Annotated in this window: 22 protein-coding genes; 12 read left to right on the plus strand and 10 right to left on the minus strand. The window is 73.4% G+C overall.

All coding sequences use genetic code 11. From position 1 onward, the window contains the following. The first annotated feature begins 17 nt into the window (after positions 1 to 17). The 8 genes from ABZK10_RS10685 (at position 18) to ABZK10_RS10720 (ending at position 8656) form a co-directional block, all read left to right on the plus strand. Positions 18 to 1001: a Gfo/Idh/MocA family protein gene (locus ABZK10_RS10685; RefSeq protein ID WP_353809180.1), complete on the plus strand. Its 984-nt coding sequence runs from the start codon at positions 18 to 20 to the stop codon at positions 999 to 1001. A 58-nt stretch (positions 1002 to 1059) separates the two neighbouring features. Beyond that, positions 1060 to 2664 carry a D-alanyl-D-alanine carboxypeptidase/D-alanyl-D-alanine-endopeptidase gene (locus ABZK10_RS10690; protein ID WP_353809181.1) on the plus strand — a complete coding sequence of 535 codons (1605 nt, stop codon included), beginning with the start codon at positions 1060 to 1062 and terminating at the stop codon, positions 2662 to 2664. Between the two features lie 8 nt (positions 2665 to 2672). Next, positions 2673 to 3902, plus strand: a complete 1230-nt coding sequence (locus tag ABZK10_RS10695; protein ID WP_353809182.1) for a M20/M25/M40 family metallo-hydrolase — start codon at positions 2673 to 2675, stop codon at positions 3900 to 3902. 54 nt (positions 3903 to 3956) lie between these two features. Then, positions 3957 to 4553, plus strand: coding sequence for an isochorismatase family protein (locus tag ABZK10_RS10700; RefSeq protein ID WP_353809183.1), 597 nt, complete (start codon positions 3957 to 3959; stop codon positions 4551 to 4553). A 41-nt stretch (positions 4554 to 4594) separates the two neighbouring features. Then, entirely contained in the window at positions 4595 to 4897 is a 303-nt protein-coding gene (locus ABZK10_RS10705; RefSeq protein WP_353809184.1) for a hypothetical protein, read from the plus strand. 65 nt (positions 4898 to 4962) lie between these two features. Further along, on the plus strand, positions 4963 to 6417 hold the full coding sequence (locus tag ABZK10_RS10710; RefSeq protein WP_353809185.1) for an NAD-dependent succinate-semialdehyde dehydrogenase: 1455 nt from the start codon (positions 4963 to 4965) through the stop codon (positions 6415 to 6417). A 174-nt stretch (positions 6418 to 6591) separates the two neighbouring features. Next, positions 6592 to 7767: a thiolase family protein gene (locus ABZK10_RS10715; protein ID WP_353809186.1), complete on the plus strand. Its 1176-nt coding sequence runs from the start codon at positions 6592 to 6594 to the stop codon at positions 7765 to 7767. 97 nt (positions 7768 to 7864) lie between these two features. Then, on the plus strand, positions 7865 to 8656 hold the full coding sequence (locus ABZK10_RS10720) for an SDR family NAD(P)-dependent oxidoreductase (protein WP_353809187.1): 792 nt from the start codon (positions 7865 to 7867) through the stop codon (positions 8654 to 8656). A 60-nt stretch (positions 8657 to 8716) separates the two neighbouring features. Here the strand turns inward: ABZK10_RS10720 and ABZK10_RS10725 are convergent, their stop codons facing one another. From ABZK10_RS10725 to ABZK10_RS10735, 3 genes are read right to left on the minus strand one after another with little or no spacing between them, the layout of a single operon-like run. Beyond that, complete coding sequence (locus ABZK10_RS10725) at positions 8717 to 9670, minus strand: permease prefix domain 1-containing protein (RefSeq protein ID WP_353809188.1); 954 nt, start codon at positions 9668 to 9670, stop codon at positions 8717 to 8719. After that, a complete protein-coding gene (locus ABZK10_RS10730) occupies positions 9667 to 10008 on the minus strand; it encodes a PadR family transcriptional regulator (RefSeq protein ID WP_353809189.1) in 342 nt (113 codons plus the stop codon). Before ABZK10_RS10730 ends, ABZK10_RS10725 begins: the two co-directional genes overlap by 4 nt. A 57-nt stretch (positions 10009 to 10065) precedes the next feature. Further along, positions 10066 to 11505 carry a helix-turn-helix domain-containing protein gene (locus ABZK10_RS10735; protein ID WP_353809190.1) on the minus strand — a complete coding sequence of 480 codons (1440 nt, stop codon included), beginning with the start codon at positions 11503 to 11505 and terminating at the stop codon, positions 10066 to 10068. 126 nt (positions 11506 to 11631) lie between these two features. On the opposite strand from ABZK10_RS10735, the gene ABZK10_RS10740 reads away from it, so the two are divergent. Beyond that, on the plus strand, positions 11632 to 13482 hold the full coding sequence (locus tag ABZK10_RS10740) for a phosphoenolpyruvate carboxykinase (GTP) (protein ID WP_353809191.1): 1851 nt from the start codon (positions 11632 to 11634) through the stop codon (positions 13480 to 13482). Positions 13483 to 13641: 159 nt separating this feature from the next. On the opposite strand, the gene gabT is transcribed toward ABZK10_RS10740, so the two are convergent. The 4 genes from gabT to ABZK10_RS10760 form a co-directional block, all read right to left on the minus strand. Next, entirely contained in the window at positions 13642 to 14970 is a 1329-nt protein-coding gene (gene gabT / locus ABZK10_RS10745) for a 4-aminobutyrate--2-oxoglutarate transaminase (RefSeq protein WP_353809192.1), read from the minus strand. Positions 14971 to 15125: 155 nt separating this feature from the next. Beyond that, a complete protein-coding gene (locus ABZK10_RS10750) occupies positions 15126 to 17078 on the minus strand; it encodes an ABC transporter ATP-binding protein (protein ID WP_353809193.1) in 1953 nt (650 codons plus the stop codon). A gap of 49 nt (positions 17079 to 17127) precedes the next feature. Beyond that, complete coding sequence (locus ABZK10_RS10755; protein ID WP_353809194.1) at positions 17128 to 18081, minus strand: carbohydrate kinase family protein; 954 nt, start codon at positions 18079 to 18081, stop codon at positions 17128 to 17130. Continuing rightward, a complete protein-coding gene (locus ABZK10_RS10760) occupies positions 18065 to 18982 on the minus strand; it encodes a pseudouridine-5'-phosphate glycosidase (protein WP_353809195.1) in 918 nt (305 codons plus the stop codon). The genes ABZK10_RS10755 and ABZK10_RS10760 overlap by 17 nt, the downstream gene beginning before the upstream one ends. Before the next feature lie 155 nt (positions 18983 to 19137). Between ABZK10_RS10760 and ABZK10_RS10765 the strand changes: the two genes are divergently transcribed. From ABZK10_RS10765 to ABZK10_RS10775, 3 genes are read left to right on the plus strand one after another with little or no spacing between them, the layout of a single operon-like run. Beyond that, a complete protein-coding gene (locus tag ABZK10_RS10765) occupies positions 19138 to 20064 on the plus strand; it encodes an ABC transporter ATP-binding protein (protein ID WP_353809196.1) in 927 nt (308 codons plus the stop codon). Then, entirely contained in the window at positions 20061 to 20939 is an 879-nt protein-coding gene (locus ABZK10_RS10770; RefSeq protein ID WP_353809197.1) for an ABC transporter permease, read from the plus strand. Before ABZK10_RS10765 ends, ABZK10_RS10770 begins: the two co-directional genes overlap by 4 nt. Further along, complete coding sequence (locus ABZK10_RS10775) at positions 20936 to 21766, plus strand: ABC transporter permease (RefSeq protein ID WP_353809198.1); 831 nt, start codon at positions 20936 to 20938, stop codon at positions 21764 to 21766. Before ABZK10_RS10770 ends, ABZK10_RS10775 begins: the two co-directional genes overlap by 4 nt. Before the next feature lie 61 nt (positions 21767 to 21827). On the opposite strand, the gene ribH is transcribed toward ABZK10_RS10775, so the two are convergent. Genes ribH through ABZK10_RS10790 form a run of 3 tightly spaced genes read right to left on the minus strand, consistent with a single transcriptional unit; the run spans position 21828 to position 24252 of the window. Further along, positions 21828 to 22298 (minus strand): 6,7-dimethyl-8-ribityllumazine synthase, encoded by a 471-nt coding sequence (ribH, locus tag ABZK10_RS10780; RefSeq protein WP_353809199.1) that lies wholly within the window; start codon positions 22296 to 22298, stop codon positions 21828 to 21830. Then, complete coding sequence (gene ribA / locus ABZK10_RS10785; protein WP_353809200.1) at positions 22295 to 23599, minus strand: GTP cyclohydrolase II; 1305 nt, start codon at positions 23597 to 23599, stop codon at positions 22295 to 22297. The genes ribH and ribA overlap by 4 nt, the downstream gene beginning before the upstream one ends. After that, on the minus strand, positions 23596 to 24252 hold the full coding sequence (locus ABZK10_RS10790) for a riboflavin synthase (RefSeq protein ID WP_353809201.1): 657 nt from the start codon (positions 24250 to 24252) through the stop codon (positions 23596 to 23598). The genes ribA and ABZK10_RS10790 overlap by 4 nt, the downstream gene beginning before the upstream one ends. Between the last annotated feature and the right edge of the window lies 1 nt (position 24253).

Consider the following 24253-nt stretch of genomic DNA (forward strand, 5'->3'; position numbering starts at 1 on the left):
CCGGATACGCTCGGGACATGACCGAACGACTCCGCTGGGGAATCCTCGCAACGGGCGGGATCGCCCGCCTCATGACCTCCGACCTCGTGGCGAACGGCTTCGACGTGCGGGCCGTCGCCTCGCGCACGCTCGACTCCGCCGAGGCCTTCGCGGCCGAGTTCGGCATCCCGACGGCGCACGTCGGCTACGAGGCGCTCGCGGCCGATCCCGAGGTCGACATCGTCTACGTCGCGACGCCGCACCCGATGCACGTCGAGAACGCGCTGCTGCTGCTCGAGGCGGGCAAGCACGTGCTCGTCGAGAAGCCGTTCACGCTCAATGCGCGCGAGGCCGCCGCGATCGCGGGCCTCGCGCGGGCCCGCGGACTGCTCGCCATGGAGGCGATGTGGACCAGGTACCTGCCGCACATGGTGCGCATCCGCGAGCTGATCGCGCAGGGCGCGCTGGGCGAGGTGCGCACGCTCGTCGCCGACCACACGCAGGACCTCCCCGACGACCCGACGCACCGGCTGAACGCGCTCGAGCTGGGCGGCGGCGCGCTGCTCGACCTCGGCATCTACCCGGTGTCGTTCGCATGGGACCTCTTCGGGGAGCCCGAGACGATCCAGGCGACCGCCACGTTCAAGCCCACCGGCGCCGACGCGCAGGTCGCGACGATCTTCGGCTACGCGGGCGGCCGCATCGCATCCATGCTCACGGCGAGCGACACCCGCGGCCCGAACGTCGCCAGCGTGCTCGGCACCGACGCCCGCATCGACATCGACGAGGTCTGGTACACGCCGACGAGCTTCCGGCTCATCGACTCGGCAGGCACCGTCGTCGAGGAGTTCTCGCAGGAGGTGAACGGGCGCGGCATGCACTTCCAGGCGGAGGCCGCGGAGCGCCTGGTCGCGGCGGGCGAGCTCGGCGGCGACGTCCTGCCGCTCGACGAGACGGTGGCGATCATGGGCACGCTCGACCGCGTGCGCGAGCTGATCGGCCTGCGCTACCCGGGCGAGTGACCGCCGCGGCGCGGCCGCGTCCACCGGGCTCACGGGCGCCGCTGCGTACAATGCCGGGGTGCACCACGACCCGGACGACCCCGACGCCGCAGGCGCGGACGAGCCGACGGCGCGCGCAGGTGACGTCGGGGACGACCAGGTGACGGATGCCTCCGGCACGTCCGCCGACTCCGGCCCAGCGAACACGGGGGAGGCCGCGACGGCGGACGTCGCGGACGAGCGTCCCGAGACGGACGCCGCCCCACCCGCGCGGCCGTCGCGGCGCCGGCTCGCCCTCTGGGCGACCGCCGGCGTCGTCGCGTTCGCACTCGCCGGCTGGGGTGCCGTCGCCGCGGGGTCCGCCCTCGCCGGTGCGCGCGCCGAGGCCGCGCTGCCGACGCCGACCGAGACGCCCACTCCCACTCCGACGCCGGAGCCCTCGCGCCCGGCGCCGACGTCGGCACCCGAGGCGGCTCCGATCCGCACCTGCATGGTCGGCGCCGCGGCCGCCGATGAGCGGCTCGGTGCGATGCAGGCCCAGGTGCGCAACGCCTCGACCGGCGAGGTGCTCTACGACCGCGGCGGCGAGACCGCCTCCCGCACCGCGAGCGTCATGAAGGTGCTCACCGCTGCGGCGGCGCTCGACGTGCTCGGCCCCGACTACCGGGCGACCACCACGGTCGTGCGCGGCAGCGAGCCGGGCTCGGTCGTGCTCGTCGGCGGCGGCGACCTCACCCTCTCCCGCACGCCGACCGGTTCGCAGACGGTCTACCCGGGCGCGGCGCACCTCGACGACCTCGCCGCGCAGGTGCGCGCGGCGTGGGATGCCGATCCGTCGAACCCGCCGCTGACGAAGCTCGTGCTCGACGCGTCGTTCTTCGGCGGCGAGGAGTGGCATCCGACCTGGAACCCGCTCGAGCGCGAGCAGGGCTTCATGTCGCAGATCACGGCGCTGCAGGTCGACGGCGACCGCGACGACGCCTTCGCCGAGACCTCGTGGCGCAGCCCCGACCCCGTCGGCCGGGCGGGGGACGCGTTCGCCGCCGCCCTCGGCGGCATCGGCGCGATCGAGCGCGGCACGGCCCCGGCCGACGCGGCCGAGCTCGGCAGCGTGTCATCGCCGACGGTCGCCGAGCTCGTGCAGAAGTCCCTCATCGTCTCCGACAACACCGTGGCGGAGATGCTCGCCCGGCACGTCGCGATCCGCACCGGCGCGGGCAACGACTTCGCGGCGATCGACGAGGGCGTGCGCACGGGCCTCGAGGCCTACGGCATCGACACCGAGGGCATCACGGTCGTCGACGGCTCCGGCCTCAGCGACGACAACCGGGTGCCGCCGTCGTACCTCACCGAGCTGTTCCGCATCGTCGAGGACCGCGAGCAGGGCCTCGGGGTCATCCGCGACGGCCTGCCGGTCGCCGGCGTGCAGGGGTCGCTGTCGTACGCCGACCGCTTCTTCGGCGACAACGCGGTGGCCCGCGGCGCGGTGTGGGCGAAGACCGGCTGGATCGAGACCGGGTACACGCTGTCGGGCATCATCCACGCCGCCGACGGCACGCAGCTGACCTTCGCGATCTACGCGCTCGGCGATGCGCCCGGCGCCCTGCCCGACTCGTCCAAGCAGGCGATCGACACGCTGACCACCGCGTTCTACCGCTGCGGCGACAACCTCTCGAACGGGTGACGCCGCGCGTGGACGAGACGACGACGGATGCGACGGGGCCGGTCGCCGACGGCACGCCGGCGCCCGCACGCCCCGGTCGTCACGCCGGGCTCGACCCCGAGCTCGTCGCCCTGGTGCGCGAACTCGTCGCGATCGACTCGGTGAACCCCGACCTCGATCCGAGCCACCGCGGCGAGGCCGCACTCGCGCACGCGCTCGAGCGACGGCTCGCGGCATCCGGGTTCGCCACCGACCTCGTCGGCCCGGCGGCACGGCCGAGCCTGATCGCCCGTCGGCACGGGACCGGCGGCGGTCGCGCGCTGCTCCTCAGCGGCCACCTCGACACCGTCGGGGTGCGCAGCTACGCCGACGGCCCGTTCGACGCGCGCGTGGAGGGCGACCAGCTCTGGGGCCGCGGCGCGTACGACATGAAGGGCGGGCTCGCCGCCGCGGTGCTCGCCGCCGAGCGCGTCGGCCGAGCCGGCCGCACCGGGCTCGCCGGCGACGTCGTGCTCGCCTTCGCCGCCGACGAGGAGTTCGCCTCGATCGGCACCGAGGCGCTGCTCGAGCACCCGGCCGCACAGGGGGTCGACGGAGCGCTCGTGCTCGAACCGACCGGGCTGGAGCTCGGCGTGGCCCACCGCGGGTTCGCCTGGTTCGAGCTGGAGGTCAGCGGCCGCGCCGCGCACGGGTCGCAGCCGGAGCAGGGCGTCGACGCGATCGACGGCATGCTCCGGCTGCTCGCCGCCCTGCGCGCCGAGCCGGCGCCGTGCGCACCCGAGGGCGGCCACCCGCTGCTCGGGGCCTCGTCGCTGCGCATCGCCACCCTCGGCGGCGGCGTCGACGCCGCCACCGTCGCCCCGTCGTGCCGAGCCACGATCGAGCGCCGCACGCTCCCCGGCGAGACCCCCGCCGTCGTGCGGGCCGCGCTCGAGGCGACGCTGGCCCGCGCGGCCGGCTCGACGGTGTCGTTCCACCTGACCGAGCTCGTGTCGCGTTCCCCGTTCGAGGCACCCGACGGCTCGGGCGTCGTCGCGGCCGTCGAGCGGGCCGCCGTCGCCGAGCTCGGGGCACCGCCCGACCGCCGCGGCGACCCGTGGTGGACCGAGGCGGCCCTCTTCGCCGACGCGGGCATCGACGTGGCGCTCTACGGGCCCGACGGCGGCGGCGCGCACGCCGACGCCGAGTGGCTCGACCTGCCCTCGGCCGGGCGGCTGGTGCGCGTGCTCGAGCGGGTGCTCCGCGAGACCTGCGCCTGACCGGCCCCGTCTCCGCCGGACGGTGGGATGATCGAGGCAGGAGGTTTTCGGATCATGACGAGAGCGCTGCTGATCATCGACGTGCAGAACGACTTCACCGAGGGAGGTGCGCTGGGCGTGGACGGCGGTGCCGCCGTGGCATCCGGCATCACCCGCTGGCTCGCCGAGCACGGCGACGACTACGACCTGGTCGTCGCGTCGCGCGACTGGCACGACGCCGACAACGACAACGGCGGGCACTTCGCGGGCGACGCCGAGCCCGACTTCGTCACCACCTGGCCCGTGCACTGCGTCGCGGGCACGCCGGGCGCCGAGTACCACCCCGACCTCGACACGGCCCGCGTGGACGTGCACATCCGCAAGGGGCAGGGCGTCCCCGCCTACTCGATCTTCGAGGGCACGGATGACGCGGGCACGCCCTTCCCGGAGCTGCTCACGCAGCACGGGGTGACCGAGGTCGACGTCGTCGGCATCGCGACCGACTACTGCGTGCGCGCGAGCACCCTGGACGCGCTCGAGCACGGCCAGCACGCCCGCGTGCTCACGGGGCTCGTGGCGGGGGTCGCCGCCGAGTCGAGCGAGGCGGCGCTCGCCGAGATGGGGCACGCGGGGGCGGAGATCGCCGGCGCCGAGGCATCCGACGCCGGCTGAGCGTGCACGACGGCGGGCGGCGCGCACGACAGAATGGTCGTATGACTCGCACCGTCCAGCTCCGCCGCTACACCCTCGTCGAGGGCGAGTACGACGCCTTCGTCGCGTGGTGGCACGGGAGCATGCCGACCGTCCGACCCGCCGCCGGGTTCCGCATCGAGTTCGCGTACGGCCTCCCCGAGCGCAACGAGTTCGTCTGGGCGGTGAGCGCCGAGGGCGACCGCGACGCGTTCCTCGCCCTCGAGCGGGAGTACCTCGCCTCCGACGCGCGCGCGGCCGCCTTCGACGGCGTGCCGCAGCGCATCGCGGTCTACGACATCGAGTTCGTCGACATCGAGGCGTAGGCCGGGGCCGGACCTCCCGCCCGGGATACGCTGGAGCGCGTCGGACGAGACGGGGAGGTCGCGACATGGACGAACGGGCACTGCTCGCCGCCACGCCGAAGCAGCTGTTCATCGCGGGGGAGTGGGTGGACGCCGAGGGCGGTCGCACGCTCGACGTCCGTGATCCGTCGACCGGCGCGGTCATCCGCTCGATCGCCGACGCGTCGCCCGACGACGCCGTGCGGGCGCTCGACGCCGCCGTCGCCGCGCAGGACGACTGGGCTGCGACCGCGCCGCGGGTGCGCGGCGAGCTCCTGCGCCGAGCGTGGGAGCTGGTGGCCGAGCGCGCCGACGACCTCGCGCTGCTGATGACCCTCGAGATGGGCAAGACGCTCGCCGAGTCGCGCGGCGAGGTCACCTACGGCGGCGAGTTCCTGCGCTGGTTCTCCGAGGAGGCGGTGCGCATCCACGGCCGCTACGGCCTGAACCCCGAGGGCACCGGGCGCATGATCGTGTCGCAGCGACCGGTCGGCCCGTCGTACTTCATCACGCCGTGGAACTTCCCGCTCGCGATGGCGACGCGCAAGATCGCCCCGGCGCTCGCGGCCGGCTGCACGGTGGTCGTGAAGCCCGCGCAGCTCACGCCGCTCACGACGCTCGCCTTCGCGGCGATCCTCGAGGAGGCGGGGCTGCCCGCGGGCGTCGTGAACGTCATCACGTCGTCGAGCTCGTCCGCGGTGACGCGGCCGATCCTCGCCGACCGACGGCTGCGCAAGCTCTCGTTCACCGGGTCGACCGAGGTGGGCCGGAAGCTCATCGCGCAGGCGGCCGACGGCGTGCTGCGCGTGTCGATGGAGCTGGGCGGCAACGCCCCGTTCGTGGTGTTCGAGGACGCCGACCTCGACGCCGCGGTCGACGGCGCGATGCTCGCGAAGTTCCGCAACATCGGGCAGGCCTGCACGGCCGCCAACCGGTTCATCGTGCACGAGTCCGTCGCGGACGAGTTCGCCCGCCGCGTGACCGAGCGGGTGGGGTCCATGCGGGTCGGGCGCGGCACCGAGGAGGGTGTGCAGATCGGTCCGCTGATCGACGAGGACGCCGTCGGCAAGGCCGAGGCGCTGGTCGAGGACGCGGTCGGGCGCGGGGCATCCGTCACCACCGGCGGCAGCCGCATCGAGGGCGAGGGCACGTACTTCCAGCCGACCGTCGTCACCGGGGTCGTCGCGGGCAGCGAGATCCTCCGCAACGAGATCTTCGGCCCGGTGCTGTCGATCACGACGTTCGCCGACGAGGACGAAGCGGTGCGGCTGGCCAACGACACCGAGTTCGGGCTCGTCTCGTACGTCTACACGACCGACCTCGCGCGCGGGCATCGCATGATCGACCGGCTCGACACCGGCATGATGGGCCTGAACGCCGGCGTGATCTCGAACGCCGCCGCCCCGTTCGGCGGGGTGAAGGCCTCGGGACTCGGTCGCGAGGGCGGGTTCGAGGGCATCCACGAGTACCTCTCGACCAAGTACACGATGCTCCCCGCCTGACCCCGTCCGATTCCGAGACCCGTCGAAATCCTGCGTTCTGGCTGCTGTACGCGCAGCTTCTTGACGGGTCTCGCTCTCCCCGATTCCGAGACCCGTCAGAAACCTGCGCTCTGGGCCCCCAGAGCGCAGTTTCTCGACGGGTCTCGGGAGGCGGGGCGCGCGTAGGGTGGGGGCATGGGCACCGAGGCCGTGATCGTCGACGTGATCCGCACCGCCAGCGGGCGTGGCAAGCCGGGAGGGCAGCTGTCGGGCGTGCATCCGGTCGACCTGCTCGCGGGCGTGCTCGACCACCTCGTCGCCCGCAGCGACCTCGATCCGGCCCTCGTCGACGACGTGATCGCCGGCTGCGTCAGCCAGGTGGGCGAGCAGTCGTACAACGTCGCCCGCAACGCGCTGCTCGCGGCGGGCTTCCCCGAGCACGTGCCCGGCACGACCATCGACCGCCAGTGCGGGTCGAGCCAGCAGGCCGCGACCTTCGCGGCCCAGGCGGTGCTCGCCGGGCAGGCCGACATCGTGATCGCCTGCGGCGTCGAGTCGATGAGCCGCGTGCCGCTCGGCTCGTCGACGACGGGCACGGACCCGTTCGGCGCGCGCATGCGCGCCCGGTACCCCGACGGGCTGGTCGGTCAGGGCGTGTCGGCCGACCTCATCGCCCATCGGTGGGGGTTCGCTCGCGCAGCGCTCGACGCGTTCGCGGCCGACAGCCATCGCAAGGCGGCGGATGCCGCGCAGCGCGGCGACTTCGACCACGAGATCGTCCCCGTGCGCGGCGTCGACGCGCTCGTCGACGAGACGGTGCGCCCCGGCACCACCGCCGAGGGCCTCGCAGGCCTCGCCCCCGCCTTCCGCACCGACGCCCTCGCGACGCGCTTCCCCGAACTCGATTGGCGGATCACGGCCGGCAACTCGTCGCCGCTGACCGACGGGGCATCCGCCGCCCTCATCATGAGCGCCGAGCGTGCCGAGGCGCTCGGGCTCACGCCACGGGCGCGGTTCCGCGCGTTCAGCGTGACCGGCAGCGACCCGCTGCTCATGCTCACGGGCGTGATCCCCGCGACCGAGCGGGTGCTCGAGCGGGCGGGCCTGACCCACGACGACATCGACGTGTACGAGGTGAACGAGGCGTTCGCCTCCGTGCCGCTCGCCTGGCTCGCCGAGACGCGGGCCGACCCGGCGAGGCTCAACCCGAACGGCGGGGCGATCGCGCTCGGCCACGCGCTCGGGTCATCGGGCACGCGACTGCTCGCGACCCTGGTCTGCGAACTCGAGCGGCGCGACGCGACGCTCGGGCTGCAGACCATGTGCGAGGGCGGCGGCATGGCGAACGCGTACGTCGTCGAGCGCGTCTGAACGGTACGATCGGCCACGACGCAGTACTGCCGGGCGAGGGCGCCGCGGCACGCCGCCGGCGCGACCGTCGCCGGCGCACGACACGAGAGGACAGCGCATGGAACTGCACGGGGCATCCGCGATCGTCACCGGAGGGGCCTCGGGCCTCGGGCGGGCCACCGCCGAGGCGCTGCTCGCGGCCGGAGCGTCGGTGGTCGTCGTCGACCTGCCCGGCGGACGCGGCGAGCAGGCGGCCGCCGAGCTGGGGGAGCGCGCGCGCTTCGCGCCGGCCGACGTCGCCGACGAGGAGCAGGTGCGGGCGGCCGTGGACGCCGCGGTCGCGCTCGGCCCGCTGCGGGTCGCGGTCAACTGCGCGGGCATCGCCACCGCGGGCCGCACCGTGGGACGCGACGGGCCGCTGCCGCTCGCCGACTTCGAGCGCACCATCCGGGTGAACCTCGTCGGCACCTTCAACGTGAGCCGGCTCGCCGCGGCGGCAATGGCCGCCACCGAGCCCGTCGCCGCCCAGCCCCTGCCGGGTGTGCCCGAGACGCCGGAGCGCGGCGTCATCGTCAGTACGGCATCGGTCGCGGCGTTCGACGGCCAGATCGGCCAGGCCGCCTACTCGGCGTCGAAGGGCGGCGTCGCGGCGATGACACTGCCGCTCGCGCGCGACCTGTCGAAGCTCCTGATCCGGGTCGTCACGATCGCACCGGGCATCATGCGCACGCCCATGATGGCCGGCATGCCCGACGACGTGCAGGCCTCGCTCGAGGCGCAGATCCCGCACCCGTCGCGCATGGGCACGCCCGCCGAGTACGCGGCCCTCGCGATGCACATCGTCGCGAACCCGCTGCTGAACGGCGAGGTGATCCGCCTCGACGGCGCGATCCGCATGCAGCCGAAGTAGGCGTGCGGATGCCCCGGGGCGCGCGCCGCCCCGGGGCATCCGACCCGCTCGACCCGCCCGTCAGGCGATCGCCCGTGCCCGCCCGGCGCGGGAGGCCTTGACGGCCCCGTCGACGATGTCGGCGACCGCTCCGAGCACGAAGAGCACCACGACGATCGTGACGATCACGTCGCTCGCCTCGCCCCATGGCCAGCCGACCGCGTCGAGGAAGGCCGGGCTCACGAGCATGCCGCTCGTGAACAGCCACAGCGCGGGCACCGCGAACGCGAGGTTCAGCGGCACGTTCGCCAGTGCGAGCCACCAGTTCCAGCCCCATGCGTAGACGGCGCCCGCGAAGGCCATCTCGAGGGCGATGAGCACCAGGAACCACGGGATCCAGAACGACCACAGTGCCGGGTCGAGGAACGTGACCGTGGCCCCGTTCACGGTGAAGCCGGCCTGCTGCCAGACGATGAGCACCGCGAACGCGGTGAGGGCGACGAGCGAGAACACCAGGTCGGGCAGCCGCTTGGCCCGGTACTCGTCGTGGATCGGGGGCAGCTGCGCGGGCGTCCAGGTGCGTGCCGTGACGTTCGCGGGCGAGCGGTCGATGAGCGCGAAGACGAGGGTCACCCAGAACAGCACCTGCAGCGCGGTGTTCAGCACGGCTCCGAACACGCCGGCCGCGACCTCTCCTGCGGTCGCGCCGGAGAGCAGCTGCGCGAGCAGGCTGATGCCGGCGACGACGGGCAGCGCGATGGCGAGCACCAGCTTCAGCACGCGCAACCAGGCGAGGTACGTGCGCGGCCCGATCAGCTGCATCGGCCGATCGGCGTAGCCGGCGGCGAGCACGGCGGGGTCGCCCAGCTCGACCAGCGTGGCGCGTTCGGCGTCGGCGGGGTCGTGGCCCTCGTCGATCATCGCGTCGCGCCGGTCGCCGATGCGCTCGCGCAGCTCGCGCGCGAGCTCGGCGCGCTGGCGCTCGGGAAGGTAGCGGGCGGTCGCCTGGACGTAGCGGTCGGTGAGCGTGGTCATGGTGCCTCTCCCTCGGTCAGTCGTGCGAGCGCGGCGTCGATGCGCCGCCAGTCGTCGGTGAGCGCCGCGGCGAGTCGTTCGCCGGCGGGGCTGGTGCGGTAGAACTTGCGCGGCCGGGTCTCCTCGGTGTTCCACTCGCTGGTGAGCAGCCCCTGCTTCTCGAGACGGCGCAGGAGCGGGTAGAGCGTGTTGGCGTCGACCGCCAGGTCGAGGCCCGCCAGCGACTCCAGCAGCGCGTACCCGTAGTCGGGCTCGCGCAGGCGCAGCAGGCACGCGAGCACGGTCGTGCCGCGCCGCAGCTCCTGCAGGTGCGAGACGGTGGCGTCATCCGGTGTCATGTCACACACGATACTGTGTGACACACACTATTGCAATGGGTCTCGCGCAGTCCTCGCCTACTGGTCCGCGTGGGCCTCCAGGAACGCGTACACCTCGGCATCGTCGACGCCCGGGAACCGGCCCGAGGGCAGGGGCGAGAGCACGTGCGCGTGCAGCCGGGCGCTCGGCCAGGCGCGGCCGTCCCAGCGCGAGGCCAGCTCCTCCGGTGCGCGACGACAGCACGTGACATCCGGGCAGCGCGACTCCACGCGCCGCGTCGTCTCCCGGCCGCGGAACCACTTCGCGTCCTGGAACGGCACCCCGATCGTGATCGAGAACTCCCCGGCATCCGTGCGCCCCGTCTGCGTCGCGCACCAGTACGTGCCCGCCGGGGTGTCGGTGTACTGGTAGTTCTCGGTCGTGCGGTTGGTGCGGTCGAAGGCGGTGCGCGCGCTCCATCGCTTGCACACCCACTGCCCCTCGATCGAGCCGGTCACGTCGGTCGGCAGCGGGATGCCGTCGTTCTCGTAGCCCTTCTGCAGCGCGCCGTCGCCGTTCACCCGCAGGAAGTGGAGCGTCATGTCGAGGTGCGACGTGCCGAGGTTCGTCAGGCGAAGCGCCGCCGCCTCGTGCGTCACGCCGAAGGCGTCGCGGAAGTCCTCCACCGCCAGGCGCTTCTCGCGCTTGGCCTCGCTGAGGAAGGTGACGGATGCCTCGCGCGGCATCAGGCAGCAGGCCGCGAAGTAGTTGATCTCCAGCCGTTGCCAGAGGAACTCGGCGTAGCTGCCCGGGCGCTCGTGGCCGAGGAGGCGGTGCGCCATCGCCTGGAGCGCCATCGACCGCAGGCCGTGGCCGCCGGGGATCGAGGCGGGCGGCAGGTAGATGCGCCCGTTCTCGAGGTCGGTGATCGACCGCGTGGCATCCGGCAGGTCGTTGACGTAGATCAGCCGGAACCCGAGCTGCTCGGCCATCACGCTCACCTCGCGGTGGGTGAGCGCGCCCTGGCGGTGCCCCGACGCGGCCACCCGCTGCTCGGCGAGCTCCTCGATGTCGGGCAGGTAGTTGGCGCGCTCGCGCATGCGGGAGCGCAGCTCGGTGTTCGCCCGTCGTGCCTCCTCGGGGGTCGCGATCGCCTCGCTCGCCCGTCGCTGCAGCTCGCGGTGCAGGCCCACGATCGACTCGAGCGCCTCGTCGGTGATGCCCTTGCCCGGCCGCACCGCGGGGAGCCCGAGCATGGCGTACAGCGGGCTCGCCTGCGCGCGGGCGAGCTCGATCTCGAGCGCCGCGCGCGGGTTCGGCGGCTCGGGGGAGAGCAGCTCCGCGAGCTCCACGCCCAGTGCGGCGGCGAGTCCGTGCAGCACCGACAGCTTCGGCTCGCGCTTGCCGTTCTCGATCAGCGAGAGCTGGCTGCCCGCGATGCCGACGCGCTCGCCGAGCTGGTCGAGGGTCAGGCCGCGCTCGCCGCGGAAGTGGCGGATGCGCTGGCCGAGGGTGGTGAGGTCGGTGCCGGTCTCCATGGCTTAACCATACGGAAAGAAGTGTGATTCTTTCAGCCTCGACTGCCGTGCCCCGCCGGGATTCTTCGCGCATTCTGGTCTCACGGACCAGCCACGACGCCGCAACGCACCATCGGAGGACCCACGATGACCATGGAACTCTCCCTCGAGAACGACACCGCCGGCCACCCGCACCGCACCGGCACGAGCGACCGCGCCCTCCGCGAGTGGGTCGAGCAGATCGCCCGCATCACGCAGCCCGACGACGTCGTCTGGTGCGACGGGTCGCTCCAGGAGGCCGATCGCCTCACGAAGCAGCTCGTCCACGAGGGCAAGCTCATCCGCCTCAACCCCGAATGGCGCCCGAACAGCTACCTCGCGCGCACCGACCCGGGCGACGTCGCCCGCGTCGAGGACCGCACGTTCATCTGCTCCGAGCTCGAGGAGGACGCGGGGCCCACCAACAACTGGCGCGAGCCGAGCGCGATGCGCGCCGAGCTCGAGGAGGTCTTCACGGGCTCGATGCGCGGCCGCACGATGTACGTGGTGCCGTTCTCGATGGGCCCGCTCGGCGGTCCCATCTCGCAGCTCGGGGTCGAGATCACCGACTCGCCGTACGTCGTGCTCTCGATGGGCATCATGACGCGCATGGGCGAGCGGGTCTTCGCGATGATCGAGCAGGGCACGCCCTGGGTGCGCACCGTGCACTCGGTCGGCTACCCGCTGGTCGACGCCCGCGGCTTCCGCCGTACCGACGCCGACTGGCCGAGCAACCCCGAGAAGTACATCGTGCAGTTCCCCGACACCCGCGAGATCTGGTCGTTCGGCTCGGGCTACGGCGGCAACGCGCTGCTGGCGAAGAAGTGCTTCGCGCTGCGCATCGCGAGCGTCATGGCCCGCGACGACGACTGGCTCGCCGAGCACATGCTGCTCATCAAGATCACCTCGCCCGAAGGGAAGTCGTACCACGTCGCCGCGGCCTTCCCGTCGGCCTGCGGCAAGACGAACCTCGCCATGCTCCGCCCGACGATCCCGGGCTGGAGCGTCGAGACCATCGGCGACGACATCGCCTGGATGCGCCCCGGCCCCGACGGGCGCCTCTACGCGATCAACCCCGAGGCGGGCTTCTTCGGGGTCGCGCCGGGCACGGGCGAGACCACGAACCCGACCGCGGTGCAGACGCTCTGGGGCAACACGATCTTCACCAACGTCGCGCTGCGCGACGACGGCGACGTGTGGTGGGAGGGGCTGACCGAGGAGGCGCCCGCCCACCTGATCGACTGGCAGGGCAACGACTGGACGCCCGACTCGGGGCGCCCCGCCGCCCACCCGAACTCGCGGTTCACGGTCGGCGCGGCGCAGTGCCCGTCGATCGCCGACGACTGGGAGGCGCACGAGGGCGTGCCGGTCGACGCGATCCTCTTCGGCGGGCGCCGTGCGACCAACGTGCCGCTCGTCGCCGAGGCCCGCTCGTGGAAGCACGGCGTCTTCATGGGCTCGACGATCTCGTCGGAGAAGACCGCGGCCGCCGAGGGCACCGTCGGCGAACTCCGCCGCGACCCGTTCGCGATGCTCCCGTTCTGCGGCTACAACATGGCCGACTACTGGGGCCACTGGGTGAAGATGGGCCGCATCCTCGGGGTGCAGGCGCCCAAGATCTTCCAGGTGAACTGGTTCCGGAAGGGCGAGGACGGCTCGTTCCTCTGGCCCGGGTTCGGCGAGAACGCCCGCGTGCTCGAGTGGATCGTCGGCCGCATCGAGGGCGACGCCGAGGCCGAGGACACGCCGATCGGCCGCATCCCCGCGCCCGGCGCCCTCGACGTCGACGGGCTCGACCTCGACGAGGGCGTGCTCGAGCACCTGTTCGAGGTCGACCGCGACTCGTGGCTGGCCGAGTGCGACCTCACCGAGGAGTACTACGCGAAGTTCGGCGACCGCGTGCCCGCGGCACTGAACGCCGAGCTCGCGAGCCTCCGCTACCACCTCAAGCAGTCCTAGCCACCCGCTGGCCTCCAGACCCGTCAAGAACCTGCGCTCTCAGCCGCGAGTGCGCAGGTTTCTGACGGGTCTCGGCGCGCGCCGAAGCGAGACCCGTCGAGAAACTGCGCTCTGAGCCCTCAGAACGCAGGGAATCGACGGGTCTCGGCCCGTAGGGGGTCAGGCCGAGAGTCGGGCCAGCTCGGCCTCGATGACGGATGCCGCGTCGTCGACGAGCTCCGCCGAGATCACGACGCTCGGCAGGAACCGCAGCACGCTGTCCCACGAGCCGGCGTCGAGCGGGATCACGCCGTTCGAGGTCGCGTGGCGCAGCACCGACGTGAGCGCCGCCGCATTCGGCTCCCGCGTGCCCGGCACGACGAGCTCGACGCCCCACATCGCACCCTTGCCGCGCACCTCGCCGACCACCGGGAACCGCGACGCCCAGTCGCCGATGCGCTCGGCGAACACGCGCTCGACGCGCTGCGCCTCGGCGATCAACCCGTCGCGCTCGATGACCTCGAGCGTCGCGAGCGCCGCCGCGGTCGACACGGGGTTGCCGCCGAACGTGCCGCCGATGCCGCCCGGCTGCACCGCGTCCATGATCTCGGCGCGGCCGGTCACGGCCGCGAGCGGGAAGCCGCCGGCGATGCCCTTCGCGGTCGTCACGAGGTCGGGCACGACGCCGAAGTGCTCGATCGAGTACCACGCGCCGCTGCGCGCGATGCCGGCCTGGATCTCGTCGGAGACGAACACGATGCCGTGCTCGGCGCAGTACGCCGCGAGCGCCTCGAGGTAGCCCTCGGCGGGGATCACGATGCCGCCGTCGCCCTGGATGGGCTCGACGAACAGCGCGGCCAGCTCGGTCGGCCCGATGTGCGTGTCGATGTAGTCGATGGTGCGCGCCGCGGCATCCGGGCCGCTCAGGCCGTCCTTGAACGGGTAGCTCGACGGCACCGAGTAGACCTCGCCGGGGAACGGGCCCATGCCCGCGCGCTCGGGCCACGGGCGGTAGGTCATCGCCATGGTGAGGTTGGTGCGGCCGTGGAAGGCGTGCGCGAGCGACGCGATCGCCCGGCGCCCCGTGTACCGGCGCGCGATCTTCACCGCGTTCTCGACCGCCTCGGCGCCCGAGTTCACCAGGATCGAGTGCTTCTCGAAGTCGCCGGGCGTGAGCTCGGCGAGCTTCTCGGCGACCAGCACGTAGTTCTCGTACGGGGTCACCGTGAACAGCGTGTGGGTGAGCTTCGACGCCTGCGCGGCGGCGGCCGCCGCGACATCGGGGTGCGCGTGCCCGATGGTGGTCACCCCGATGCCGCAGCCGAGGTCGATCAGCCGGTTGCCGTCGACGTCGACCAGGATCGCGCCCGACCCGTGGTCCATGAAGATGTCGGCGAGGGTGCCCGCACCGCGGGAGACGCTGCGCCGGCGGCGCTCGAGGAGCTCGCGCGAACGCGGCCCGGGCAGCTCGGTGACGAGGCTGCGCTGCTGGGGAACGGTGAAGTCCATGAGATGAGGGTACGTGGTGCGCGGGGCGTCCGCGTGCACGTGTGCGGCGGCGCCGTCGGGCGGGCGGACGCCCGGCGCGTGCGCGCTGCCGAGGGTGGCGGATGCCCCGTGCCGGCCGCAGGTCGAGGGGTGAGCGGATGCACCGGGCGTGCGCCTCAGACGAGCAGCTGGTGCTTCGCGAGCTCGCGGTACAGCGGCGTCGTCTCGACGAGCTCGGAGTGCGTGCCCTCGCCGACGACCTCGCCCTCGTCGAGCACGACGATGCGGTCGGAGTCGACGACGGTCGAGAGCCGGTGCGCGATGACGATGAGCGTGCGGCCCTCGGCGACCGCGTCGATGGCCTCGCGCATCATGCGCTCGTTGACCCCGTCGAGCGACGACGTCGACTCGTCGAGCAGCAGGATGGGCGGCGCCGCCAGCAGCGCCCGGGCGATGGCGAGGCGCTGGCGCTCGCCGCCCGAGAGCATGATGCCGTCCTCGCCGACCGGGGCGGCGAGCCCGGCGGGGTCGCGCTCGAGCACGCCGCCGAGGTTCACGGCCCGCAGCACGGCGATGCACTGCTCGTCGGTGGCGTCGGGGGTGCCCAGGGTGAGGTTGTCGCGGATCGAGCCCGCGAGCACGGGCGCGTCCTGCTCCACGTAGCCGATCTGCGCGCGCAGCGCGGCGCGGTCGATCGCGCGCACGTCGAGCCCGCCCATGCGCACGACGCCCGCGGTGGGGTCGTAGAAGCGCTCGATCAGGGCGAACGAGGTCGACTTGCCGGCGCCCGACGGCCCGACCAGCGCGACCCGCTTCCCGCGCGGCACCCGGAACGAGACGCCCCGGAGCACCCCGCGGCGCGGGCGGGCGCCGTCGGCGGCCGCGGATGCGACGGGCTCGGCACCCGGTCCGGACGCGGCGTCTCCGGAGGCATCCGCCCCCTCGACCTGCGCACCGGTCGGCCGCGCGCCGGCCGGGTAGGCGAAGTGCACGTCCTCGAACGCGATCGCGGGCGCGTCGGGCATGACCGACGCGTTCGCCGGCCCGACGACGAGCGCGGCGGGGCCGGCGTCGCGGTCGTGCGCGTCCTCGTCGGGCAGGTCGAGCACCTCGCGGATGCGGCCGAGCGCGCCGAGCGCCTGGTTCACGCTCGTGACCGCGCCGAACGCCTGCCCGAGGGGCAGGATCAGCATGAACAGGAAGATGATGAACATCACGAGGTCGGCGACGCTCGTCGCGCCCGACGCGACCCGGATGCCGCCGACGCCGATGACGACCAGCAGCGACAGCTGCATGGCGATGCCCGCGACCGGCACGATGAGCGCCGAGATCTTCGCGACCTTCACGCCTTCGCGGTACGCGCCGTCGGTCTCGGCCTCGATGGCGGCGGTCTCGCGCCCGGTCGCCCCGGCCGCGCGGATGGTGCGTACGGCGCCGATGGCACGCTCGACGGCCGCGGCGACGTCGCCGATCCTGTCCTGTGCGCGGCGGGAGGCGTCGCGCACGCGCAGCGACAGCAGCGAGACGGTCGCGATGGCGACGCCGATCACGAGCACGGTGAGCCCGAGCAGCACCGGGTCGAGCACGATCATCGCGATGAGCGCGCCGACGAACGTGACGGCGCCGCCGACGGCCTCGACGAGTCCCTGCGTGAGCACCGCGCGCAGCAGGGTGGTGTCGCTGCCGACGCGGGAGACGAGGTCGCCCGTGCGGCGCGTGTCGAACTCGGAGATCGGCAGGCGCAGGATCTTCCGGGCGAGGTCTCGGCGGCTCGAGCGCACGACGCCCTCGCCGGTGCGCTGCAGCAGGTAGTGCTGGTAGCCGCTGAGCAGCGCGCTCACGATCACGAGGGCGACGAGCACCCAGACCATGGGCCCGACGGGCAGCCCCTCCTGCACCGTCGTGATGACCTGCCCGACGAGCAGCGGCTGGGCGAGGGTCGTGACGGCGCCGAGCACGCTCAGCACGAGGATGAACGCGAGGATGCCGCGGTGCTCGAACAGGTACGGCAGCAGCTGCCCGAACGTGGCGCGGGGGCCGCTCGCCTCGCCGCGGCGGGAGCGCGATCGCCCGGGGCGCGAGGCGCGGGCGGGGGAGTCGGGAGCGGGGACGTCGGTCGACGATGCCATGACTACCTTTCTAGGGCACGGATGCCGCGAGGGAACTGGGAGGCGCCGCTCACGCGCGCGGCGCCGGGTCGCCCGCGTCGCGCGCCGGGGCGGCGGATGCCCCGGGCGAGCGCAGCACGGACGCCGCGAGCGCGTGCCCGGCGACGCAGGCGGCGCGCGGGTCCGCACCGTCCAGGGTCGCCACGACGTACCCGGCCGCGAACGCGTCCCCGGCGCCGGTGGCGTCGCGCACGTCGTCGACCGACTCGGCCGGCACCCGCACGACCGGACGGCCGGGCCGGTGGATCTCGGCGGGACCGGGGCCGCGCTTGACGACGACGAGCGGTGCGAGCGCGCGGGCCGCTCCGGCGGGGCCGGCGCCGGTCGCGCGCGCGTCGGGCCGGGCGATGCCGAGCAGGTCCGCCTCGTCGGCGTTGGCGAACACGACGTCGGGGGCGACCCGGCCGACGTGCGCGCGGAAGGCGTCCGCGCCGAGCGCCGCGACGAGCCCCGTCGAGGACGCGTCGACCGAGACCGGCACGCCGGCCCCGTGCGCCGCGTCGGCCAGTGCGACGACCGCCGAGCGGGCGGGCTCGCGCTCGAGCCCGTACGCCGGCAGGTGCAGCCACGCGGCACCGTCGAGCCACGTGGGCTCGACGGGCGCCGACAGCAGTGCGGCCGCCCCGCGGTCGGGGTACATGGTGCGCTCGCCGTCGGCGTCGACGATGAGCACGACCGTGCCGGTCGCGCCAGCGCGCTGGAGGCGCACGTCGACGCCGGCGGCGGACAGCTCGCGTGCGAGCCCGTCGCCGGCGGCATCCGCCCCGACGCAGCCGATGAATCGCGACTGCCGGCCCGCGCCGGCTGCGAACGCCGCCACGTTCGCCGCGCTGCCGCCCCGCGTGCGCGTGATGCGGGCGGCGGTGTCGGTGGCGTGTCGTGTGGGCTCGTCGGCCCACACGACGACGTCCTCGACGAGGTCGCCGGCGACGACGAGCACCCCGGGATCAGCCGGCGACGGCACGCGCGATCTCCCCGCCGAGCGCCACGTTGCCGCGGTACACGGCGAGGTTCGCCTCGAGGCTCGCGCCGCCCGTGGCGCGCTGCACGAAGTCGAGCAGGAACGGCGTCGTGTCGTGGCCGCTGATGCCGGCCGCGTCCGCCGCGGCCAGCGCCTCGGCGAGCACGCGGTCGTGCAGCGCCGGGTCGAGCTGCTCGGCGGCGGGCACCGGGTTCGCGACCAGCACCGCGGCCGGCAGGCCCAGCGCGTCGCGGGCCGCGGTGACGGCTGCGACCTCCTCGGGCGACTCGACGCGGTGCTCGAGCGTGAAGCCCGAGTCGGCCACGTAGAAGCCGGGGTAGGCGTGGGTGCGGTAGCCGACGACGGGGATGTTCAGGGTCTCGAGCCGCTCGAGCGTCGCGGCGACGTCGAGGATCGACTTCACGCCCGCGCTCACCAGGGTGATCGGCGTGCGCGCGAGCGTCGGCAGGTCGGCCGACTCGTCGAAGGTCTCGCTCGCCCCGCGGTGCACGCCGCCGAGCCCGCCCGTCGACATGACCCGGATGCCCGCGGCGTGCGCGAGCCACGCCGTCGCGGCCACGGTCGTGCCGCCGCTGAGTCCGCGGGCCCGTGCGACGGGCAGGTCGCGCACGCTGAGCTTCACGACGTCGTCGTCGTTGCAGAGCTGCTCCATGGTCGGCCGGTCGATGCCGACGTGCGCGGTGCCGCCGACCACCCCGATCGTGGCGGGCACGACGCCCGCGTCGCGCAGCTGGGCCTCGGCGGCGAGGCCGACCTCGAGGTTGCGCGGGCGCGGCAGCCCGTGGGTCAGGATCGTGGTCTCGAGGGCGAGCACCGGGGCGCCGGATGCCACGGCCTCGCGCACCTCGTCGGAGAGGACGACGGCGGGGCTGGTCTGGATCACCCCGCAATCGTATGCGCCCCGTCGGCCGCCCGAGTCGTCGTGGAGAGTCTGGATCCGTGCGCGGAGGCGACGATTCGTGACGAGTCGACGGCTCCGGCGAGGATCCGTTGCGCCCGCAGCATCCGATGTCGCATGCCTCCACTAGTCTCTTCCGCGTGCCCGCACCCGTGATCACCGCCCGCGACCTCCGCAAGCAGTACGACGAGGTCGCCGCCGTCGACGGCATCTCGTTCGAGGTCGCGCCGGGGGAGTCGTTCGGCCTGCTCGGCCCGAACGGCGCCGGCAAGTCCACGACCATGCGCATGGTCGGCGCGGTCTCGACCCGCACGAGCGGCGACCTCGAGATCCTCGGGCTCGACCCGAACGCGCACGGCCCCGACATCCGCTCGCAGCTCGGCGTCGTGCCCCAGGCGGACAACCTCGACACCGAGCTGCGCGTGCGCGAGAACCTGCTCGTGTACGGCCGCTACTTCGGACTGCCGCGCCGCCAGGTCGCCGAGCGCGCCGACGAGCTGCTCGCGTTCGCGCAGCTGGAGGAGAAGGCGAAGGCCAAGGTCGACGCGCTCTCGGGCGGCATGAAGCGCCGCCTCACCATCGCCCGCGCGCTCATCAACGACCCGCGCATCCTGCTGCTCGACGAGCCGACCACCGGCCTCGACCCGCAGGCCCGGCACATCCTCTGGGACCGCCTGTTCCGCCTGAAGGAGCAGGGCACGACGCTCGTGCTCACGACCCACTACATGGACGAGGCCGAGCAGCTGTGCGATCGCCTGATCGTGGTCGACCACGGGCGCATCATGGCCGAGGGCACGCCCGCCGAACTCATCCGCGCCTACTCGTCGCGCGAGGTGCTGGAGGTGCGCTTCGGCGCCGACCGCAACGCCGAGGTGGCGACCCGGCTCGAGGGCGTGGGCGATCGCATCGAGGTGCTGCCCGACCGCATCCTCGTCTACAGCGGCAACGGCGAGGCCGAGCTCGTGCGCATCACCGAGGCGGGCCTGCACCCGATCACGAGCCTCGTGCGCCGCTCGAGCCTCGAGGACGTCTTCCTCCGCCTCACCGGCCGGAGCCTCATCGAATGAGCGCCGAGTCCCCCGGGCCGCAGGCGACGGATGCCCCGCAGGGCACCCGTCCCGAGACCGCACGCGCGCTCGCCGCGGGCGTGCGCCCCCGCCGCTTCGGCGCGTGGTACGTCGCCGAGCACCGCTTCCGCGTCATGCGCTCGTACCTGCAGACGATGCTCGCGACCGGCATCGGCACCCCGATCATCTACCTGTACGGGCTCGGTGCGGGCCTCGCCTCCCTGATCGACGCCCCGGTCGCCTCGCAGCCCGGCGCGGAGGGCGTGCCCTACCTCGTGTTCGTCGCCCCTGCGCTGCTGGCGTCGGCCGCCATCACGGTCGCGACCGAGGAGTTCTCGTACCCGATCATGCTCGGCTACAAGTGGAACCCGACGTTCTCCGGCATGCACGCGGCGCCCATCCGGCCGGGCCAGATCGTCGACGGGCTCGTCATCTCGGTGACCGCGCGCATCGTCGCCACGAGCGCCGTGTACTTCCTCTTCATGCTGCTGTTCGGCGCGGTGCCGTCGCCGCTCGGCTTCCTCGCGGTGCTCTCGGCGACCCTCGGGGGCCTCGCGTTCGGTCACCTGCTCATGGCCTACGTCTCGACCCTGGAGCAGGACACGGGCCAGATCGCACTCGTCATGCGCTTCCTCGTGCTGCCGATGACGCTGTTCTCGGGCACGTTCTTCCCACTCAGCCAGCTGCCGTGGTTCCTGCAGCCCATCGGCTGGATCTCGCCGCTGTGGCACGCCACGGAGCTCAGCCGCGTCTTCGCGTACGGGTACCCCGAGCCGCTGTGGCTCACGGTCGTGCACGTGCTCGTGCTCGCCGTGATGGCGGCGTTCGGCTGGATCGCATCGCGGCGCATCGCCGCACGGAGGCTGGGCCGATGACCGCACCCGTCACCACCGACGACCGCACCGCACCAGCCGGCGGGCGGGGCGTCGCCTCGCTCTACGCGGGCAACGCGCGCGCCGTCATGGCACGCGGCTGGCGTGCGACCCGCAGCTCGAACTGGATGATCGTCGTCTCGGGGTTCTTCGAGCCGATCTTCTACCTGCTGTCGATGGGCATCGGTCTCGGCGCGCTCGTCGGCGAGGTCGCGACCGCGGGCGGCGACGTCTCCTACGCGGCGTTCATCGCGCCTGCCCTGCTCGCGGTCGCCGCCATGAACGGCGCCATCTACGACTCGACCTGGAACGTGTTCTTCAAGATGAACTTCGCGAAGCTCTACGAGGGCATGCTCGCGACGTCGCTCGGGCCGCTCGACGTGGCGCTCGGCGAGATCTCGCTCGCGCTGCTGCGCGGAGCATTCTACGCCTCGGGGTTCCTGCTCGTCATGCAGGCGCTCGGGCTGAACCTCTCGTGGTGGGCGCTGCTCGCGCTGCCCGCGGTACTGCTCATCGCGTTCGGCTTCGCGAGCCTCGGCATGGCGATCACGAGCTACATGAAGACGTTCCAGCAGATGGACTGGATCAACTTCGTGCTGCTGCCGATGTTCCTGCTCTCGGCGACGTTCTTCCCGATCACGGTGTACCCGCAGGCCGTGCAGTGGATCATCCAGGCGCTGCCGCTCTGGCACGGCGTCGAGCTGGTGCGCGGCCTCACGACCGGTGCGGTCGAGTGGGGCCTGCTCTGGCACGTGCTCTACTACGCGGTCATGATCGCCGTCGGCATCGTCTTCACGACGAAGCGGCTGCGCGCGCTGTTCCTCGACTGACCGCCGTTCGCACCTCCGGCGAGGCGAGCGGATGCCCCGTGGCATCCGCTTCGCCGTCGTCTCAGCCCCGCACGGCGCGCAGTGCGCGCACGGTGGCGATCGCCGCCTCGGCCGCCTCCGCGCCCTTGTCCTCCGTCGAACCCGGCAGGCCCGCGCGGTCCAGCCCCTGCTGCTCGTCGTCGAGGGTGAGCACGCCGAAGCCGACCGGCTTGCCGGTGTCGAGCGCGACCCGGGTGAGCCCGTCGGTCGCCGCCGACGACACGTACTCGAAGTGCGGCGTGCCGCCGCGGATGATCACGCCGAGCGCGACCGCGGCGTCGGCCCCGGCCTCGAGGGCCGCCTTCGCCACGACGGGCAGCTCGAAGCTGCCGGGCACCCGCACGAGGGTGTGCGCGGCGCCGGACGCCTCGAGCGTGCGCACGGCACCGGCGATCAGCCCGTCGGTGATCTCGTCGTGCCAGCTGCCGGCGACGATCACGACCGACAGGCCGGTGCCGTCGACGTCGAGGGTGGGGGAGCCTGCTCCGCTCATGATGCGCGTCCTTCCAGGAGGTGGTGCGCCGCCGGTTCCGTGAGGTCGACGGTGTCGATCGCGTGACCCATGCGGTCGCGCTTGGTCTCGAGGTACGCCTCGTTGAGGGCGCCCACGCCGACCACGAGCGGCACCCGCTCGAGCACGGCGACGCCCTGCGACTCGAGCTGGCGCACCTTCTCGGGGTTGTTCGTGAGCAGCCGCACGGCGTCGAGGCCCAGGTCGTGCAGGATCGCCGTCGCCGCGCCGTAGTCGCGCGCGTCGGCGGGCAGGCCGAGCGCGAGGTTCGCGTCGAGCGTGTCGAGGCCGTCCTCCTGCAGGCGGTACGCGCGCAGCTTGTTGATGAGGCCGATGCCGCGCCCCTCCTGGCCGCGCAGGTACACGACGACGCCGCCGTGCTCCTGCACCGCTGCGAGGGCCGCGTCGAGCTGCGGGCCGCACTCGCACTTCAGCGAGCCGAACGCCTCACCGGTCAGGCACTCCGAGTGCACGCGCACGAGCGCGCCGGGAGAGGACGGGTCGCCCGCGACGATCGCCAGGTGGTCGGCGCCGCTCGTGCGGTCGCGGTATGCGCGCATCCGGAACGGCCCGTGCTCGGTGGGCACGGTCGTCTCGACCTCGAAGAGCACGCGCGGCGACTCCGGCCGGTCGGCGACGGGCCGTGCGTCGGCGTCGCAGATCGCGGCCGCGCCGGGCTCCTCGCGGAGGAACCGGATGAGCGCCGCGACGGTCGTGACGGGCAGCCCCTCGCGTGCACCCAGCTCGATCAGTCCCGGCAGTCGCATCATCTCGCCGTCGTCGGCGACGATCTCGCCGATCGCGGCGACGGGCGCGAGGCCGGCCAGGCGCATCAGGTCGACCGCGGCCTCGGTGTGGCCCGCGCGCTCGCGCACGCCGCCGTCGACCGCGCGCAGCGGCACCACGTGGCCCGGGCGGATGAGCGACGCGGGGGTCGCGTCGGGGTCGGCGAGCACGCGCAGCGTGTGCGCGCGGTCGGACGCGCTGATGCCGGTGGTCACGCCGTCGGCGGCGTCGACGGTGATCGTGTAGGCGGTGCGCCGCGCGTCCTGGCTGTCGAGGGTCATGAGCGGCAGCTCGAGCCGGTCGGCGAGGTCGTTCGGCATCGGGGCGCACAGGTAGCCGCTCGTGTGGCGCACCATCCAGGCGATCCACTCCTGGCTGGCCAGGCCGGCGGAGATGATCGCATCGCCCTCGTTCTCGCGGCCCTCGTCGTCGGCGACGAGCACGGGCCTCCCGGCGCGCAGCGCGGCCAGCACCTCGGGCATCTCTGCGAGGCTCATGCGACGCCTCCGATCGGCGTCGGTGCCGCGGGCGCGGCGACGGACGACGGCAGGTCGTCGTGGGCACCGAGGCGCAGCATCCGCTCGACCTGTCGGGCGAGGATGTCGGTCTCGAGGTTCACCCGGTCGCCGACGACGCGGTCGCCCAGGGTCGTCGCCTGCAGCGTCTCCGGGATGAGCGACACCTCGAACCAGTCGTCGCCGACCGCGCTGACCGTGAGCGAGACCCCGTCGAGCGCGACCGAGCCCTTGTCGACCACGAGACGGGCGTGCGCCGGGTCGATCGCGAAGCGCAGCACCCGCCAGGCCTCGCCGGGGCGGACCTCCACGACCTCGGCGGTGCCGTCGATGTGCCCCTGCACGATGTGGCCGCCGATGCGGTCGCCGACCTTCGCGGCGCGCTCCAGGTCGACCCGGTCGCCCTCGCGCACGTCGGCGAGCGTCGACATGGCGAGCGTCTGCGCCATCACGTCGGCCGTGAACGACTCGTCGTCGCGGTCGACGACGGTGAGGCACACGCCGTTCACCGAGATCGAGTCGCCGTGGCGTGCGTCGGAGACCGCGAGCGGCCCGTGCACGGTGAGCCGCGCGGCGTCGGCCGTGCGCTCGACGCGCGTGATGCGGCCGATCTCCTCGATGATGCCCGTGAACATG

The sequence above is a fragment of the Agromyces sp. SYSU T00194 genome (assembly GCF_040496035.1).
GTDB classification, from domain to species: domain Bacteria; phylum Actinomycetota; class Actinomycetes; order Actinomycetales; family Microbacteriaceae; genus Agromyces; species Agromyces chitinivorans.

Bases quoted from the DNA above. Each gene is read 5' to 3' on its own strand.
- ABZK10_RS10685 (WP_353809180.1), top strand. From the start codon at position 18: ATGACCGAACGACTCCGCTGGGGAATCCTCGCAACGGGCGGGATCGCC.
- ABZK10_RS10700 (WP_353809183.1), top strand. From the start codon at position 3,957: ATGACGAGAGCGCTGCTGATCATCGACGTGCAGAACGACTTCACCGAG.
- ABZK10_RS10705 (WP_353809184.1), top strand. From the start codon at position 4,595: ATGACTCGCACCGTCCAGCTCCGCCGCTACACCCTCGTCGAGGGCGAG.
- ABZK10_RS10710 (WP_353809185.1), top strand. From the start codon at position 4,963: ATGGACGAACGGGCACTGCTCGCCGCCACGCCGAAGCAGCTGTTCATC.
- ABZK10_RS10715 (WP_353809186.1), top strand. From the start codon at position 6,592: ATGGGCACCGAGGCCGTGATCGTCGACGTGATCCGCACCGCCAGCGGG.
- ABZK10_RS10720 (WP_353809187.1), top strand. From the start codon at position 7,865: ATGGAACTGCACGGGGCATCCGCGATCGTCACCGGAGGGGCCTCGGGC.
- ABZK10_RS10725 (WP_353809188.1), bottom strand. From the start codon at position 9,670: ATGACCACGCTCACCGACCGCTACGTCCAGGCGACCGCCCGCTACCTT.
- ABZK10_RS10730 (WP_353809189.1), bottom strand. From the start codon at position 10,008: ATGACACCGGATGACGCCACCGTCTCGCACCTGCAGGAGCTGCGGCGC.
- ABZK10_RS10735 (WP_353809190.1), bottom strand. From the start codon at position 11,505: ATGGAGACCGGCACCGACCTCACCACCCTCGGCCAGCGCATCCGCCAC.
- ABZK10_RS10740 (WP_353809191.1), top strand. From the start codon at position 11,632: ATGACCATGGAACTCTCCCTCGAGAACGACACCGCCGGCCACCCGCAC.
- gabT (WP_353809192.1), bottom strand. From the start codon at position 14,970: ATGGACTTCACCGTTCCCCAGCAGCGCAGCCTCGTCACCGAGCTGCCC.
- ABZK10_RS10750 (WP_353809193.1), bottom strand. From the start codon at position 17,078: ATGGCATCGTCGACCGACGTCCCCGCTCCCGACTCCCCCGCCCGCGCC.
- ABZK10_RS10770 (WP_353809197.1), top strand. From the start codon at position 20,061: ATGAGCGCCGAGTCCCCCGGGCCGCAGGCGACGGATGCCCCGCAGGGC.
- ABZK10_RS10775 (WP_353809198.1), top strand. From the start codon at position 20,936: ATGACCGCACCCGTCACCACCGACGACCGCACCGCACCAGCCGGCGGG.
- ribH (WP_353809199.1), bottom strand. From the start codon at position 22,298: ATGAGCGGAGCAGGCTCCCCCACCCTCGACGTCGACGGCACCGGCCTG.
- ribA (WP_353809200.1), bottom strand. From the start codon at position 23,599: ATGAGCCTCGCAGAGATGCCCGAGGTGCTGGCCGCGCTGCGCGCCGGG.
- ABZK10_RS10790 (WP_353809201.1), bottom strand. From the start codon at position 24,252: ATGTTCACGGGCATCATCGAGGAGATCGGCCGCATCACGCGCGTCGAG.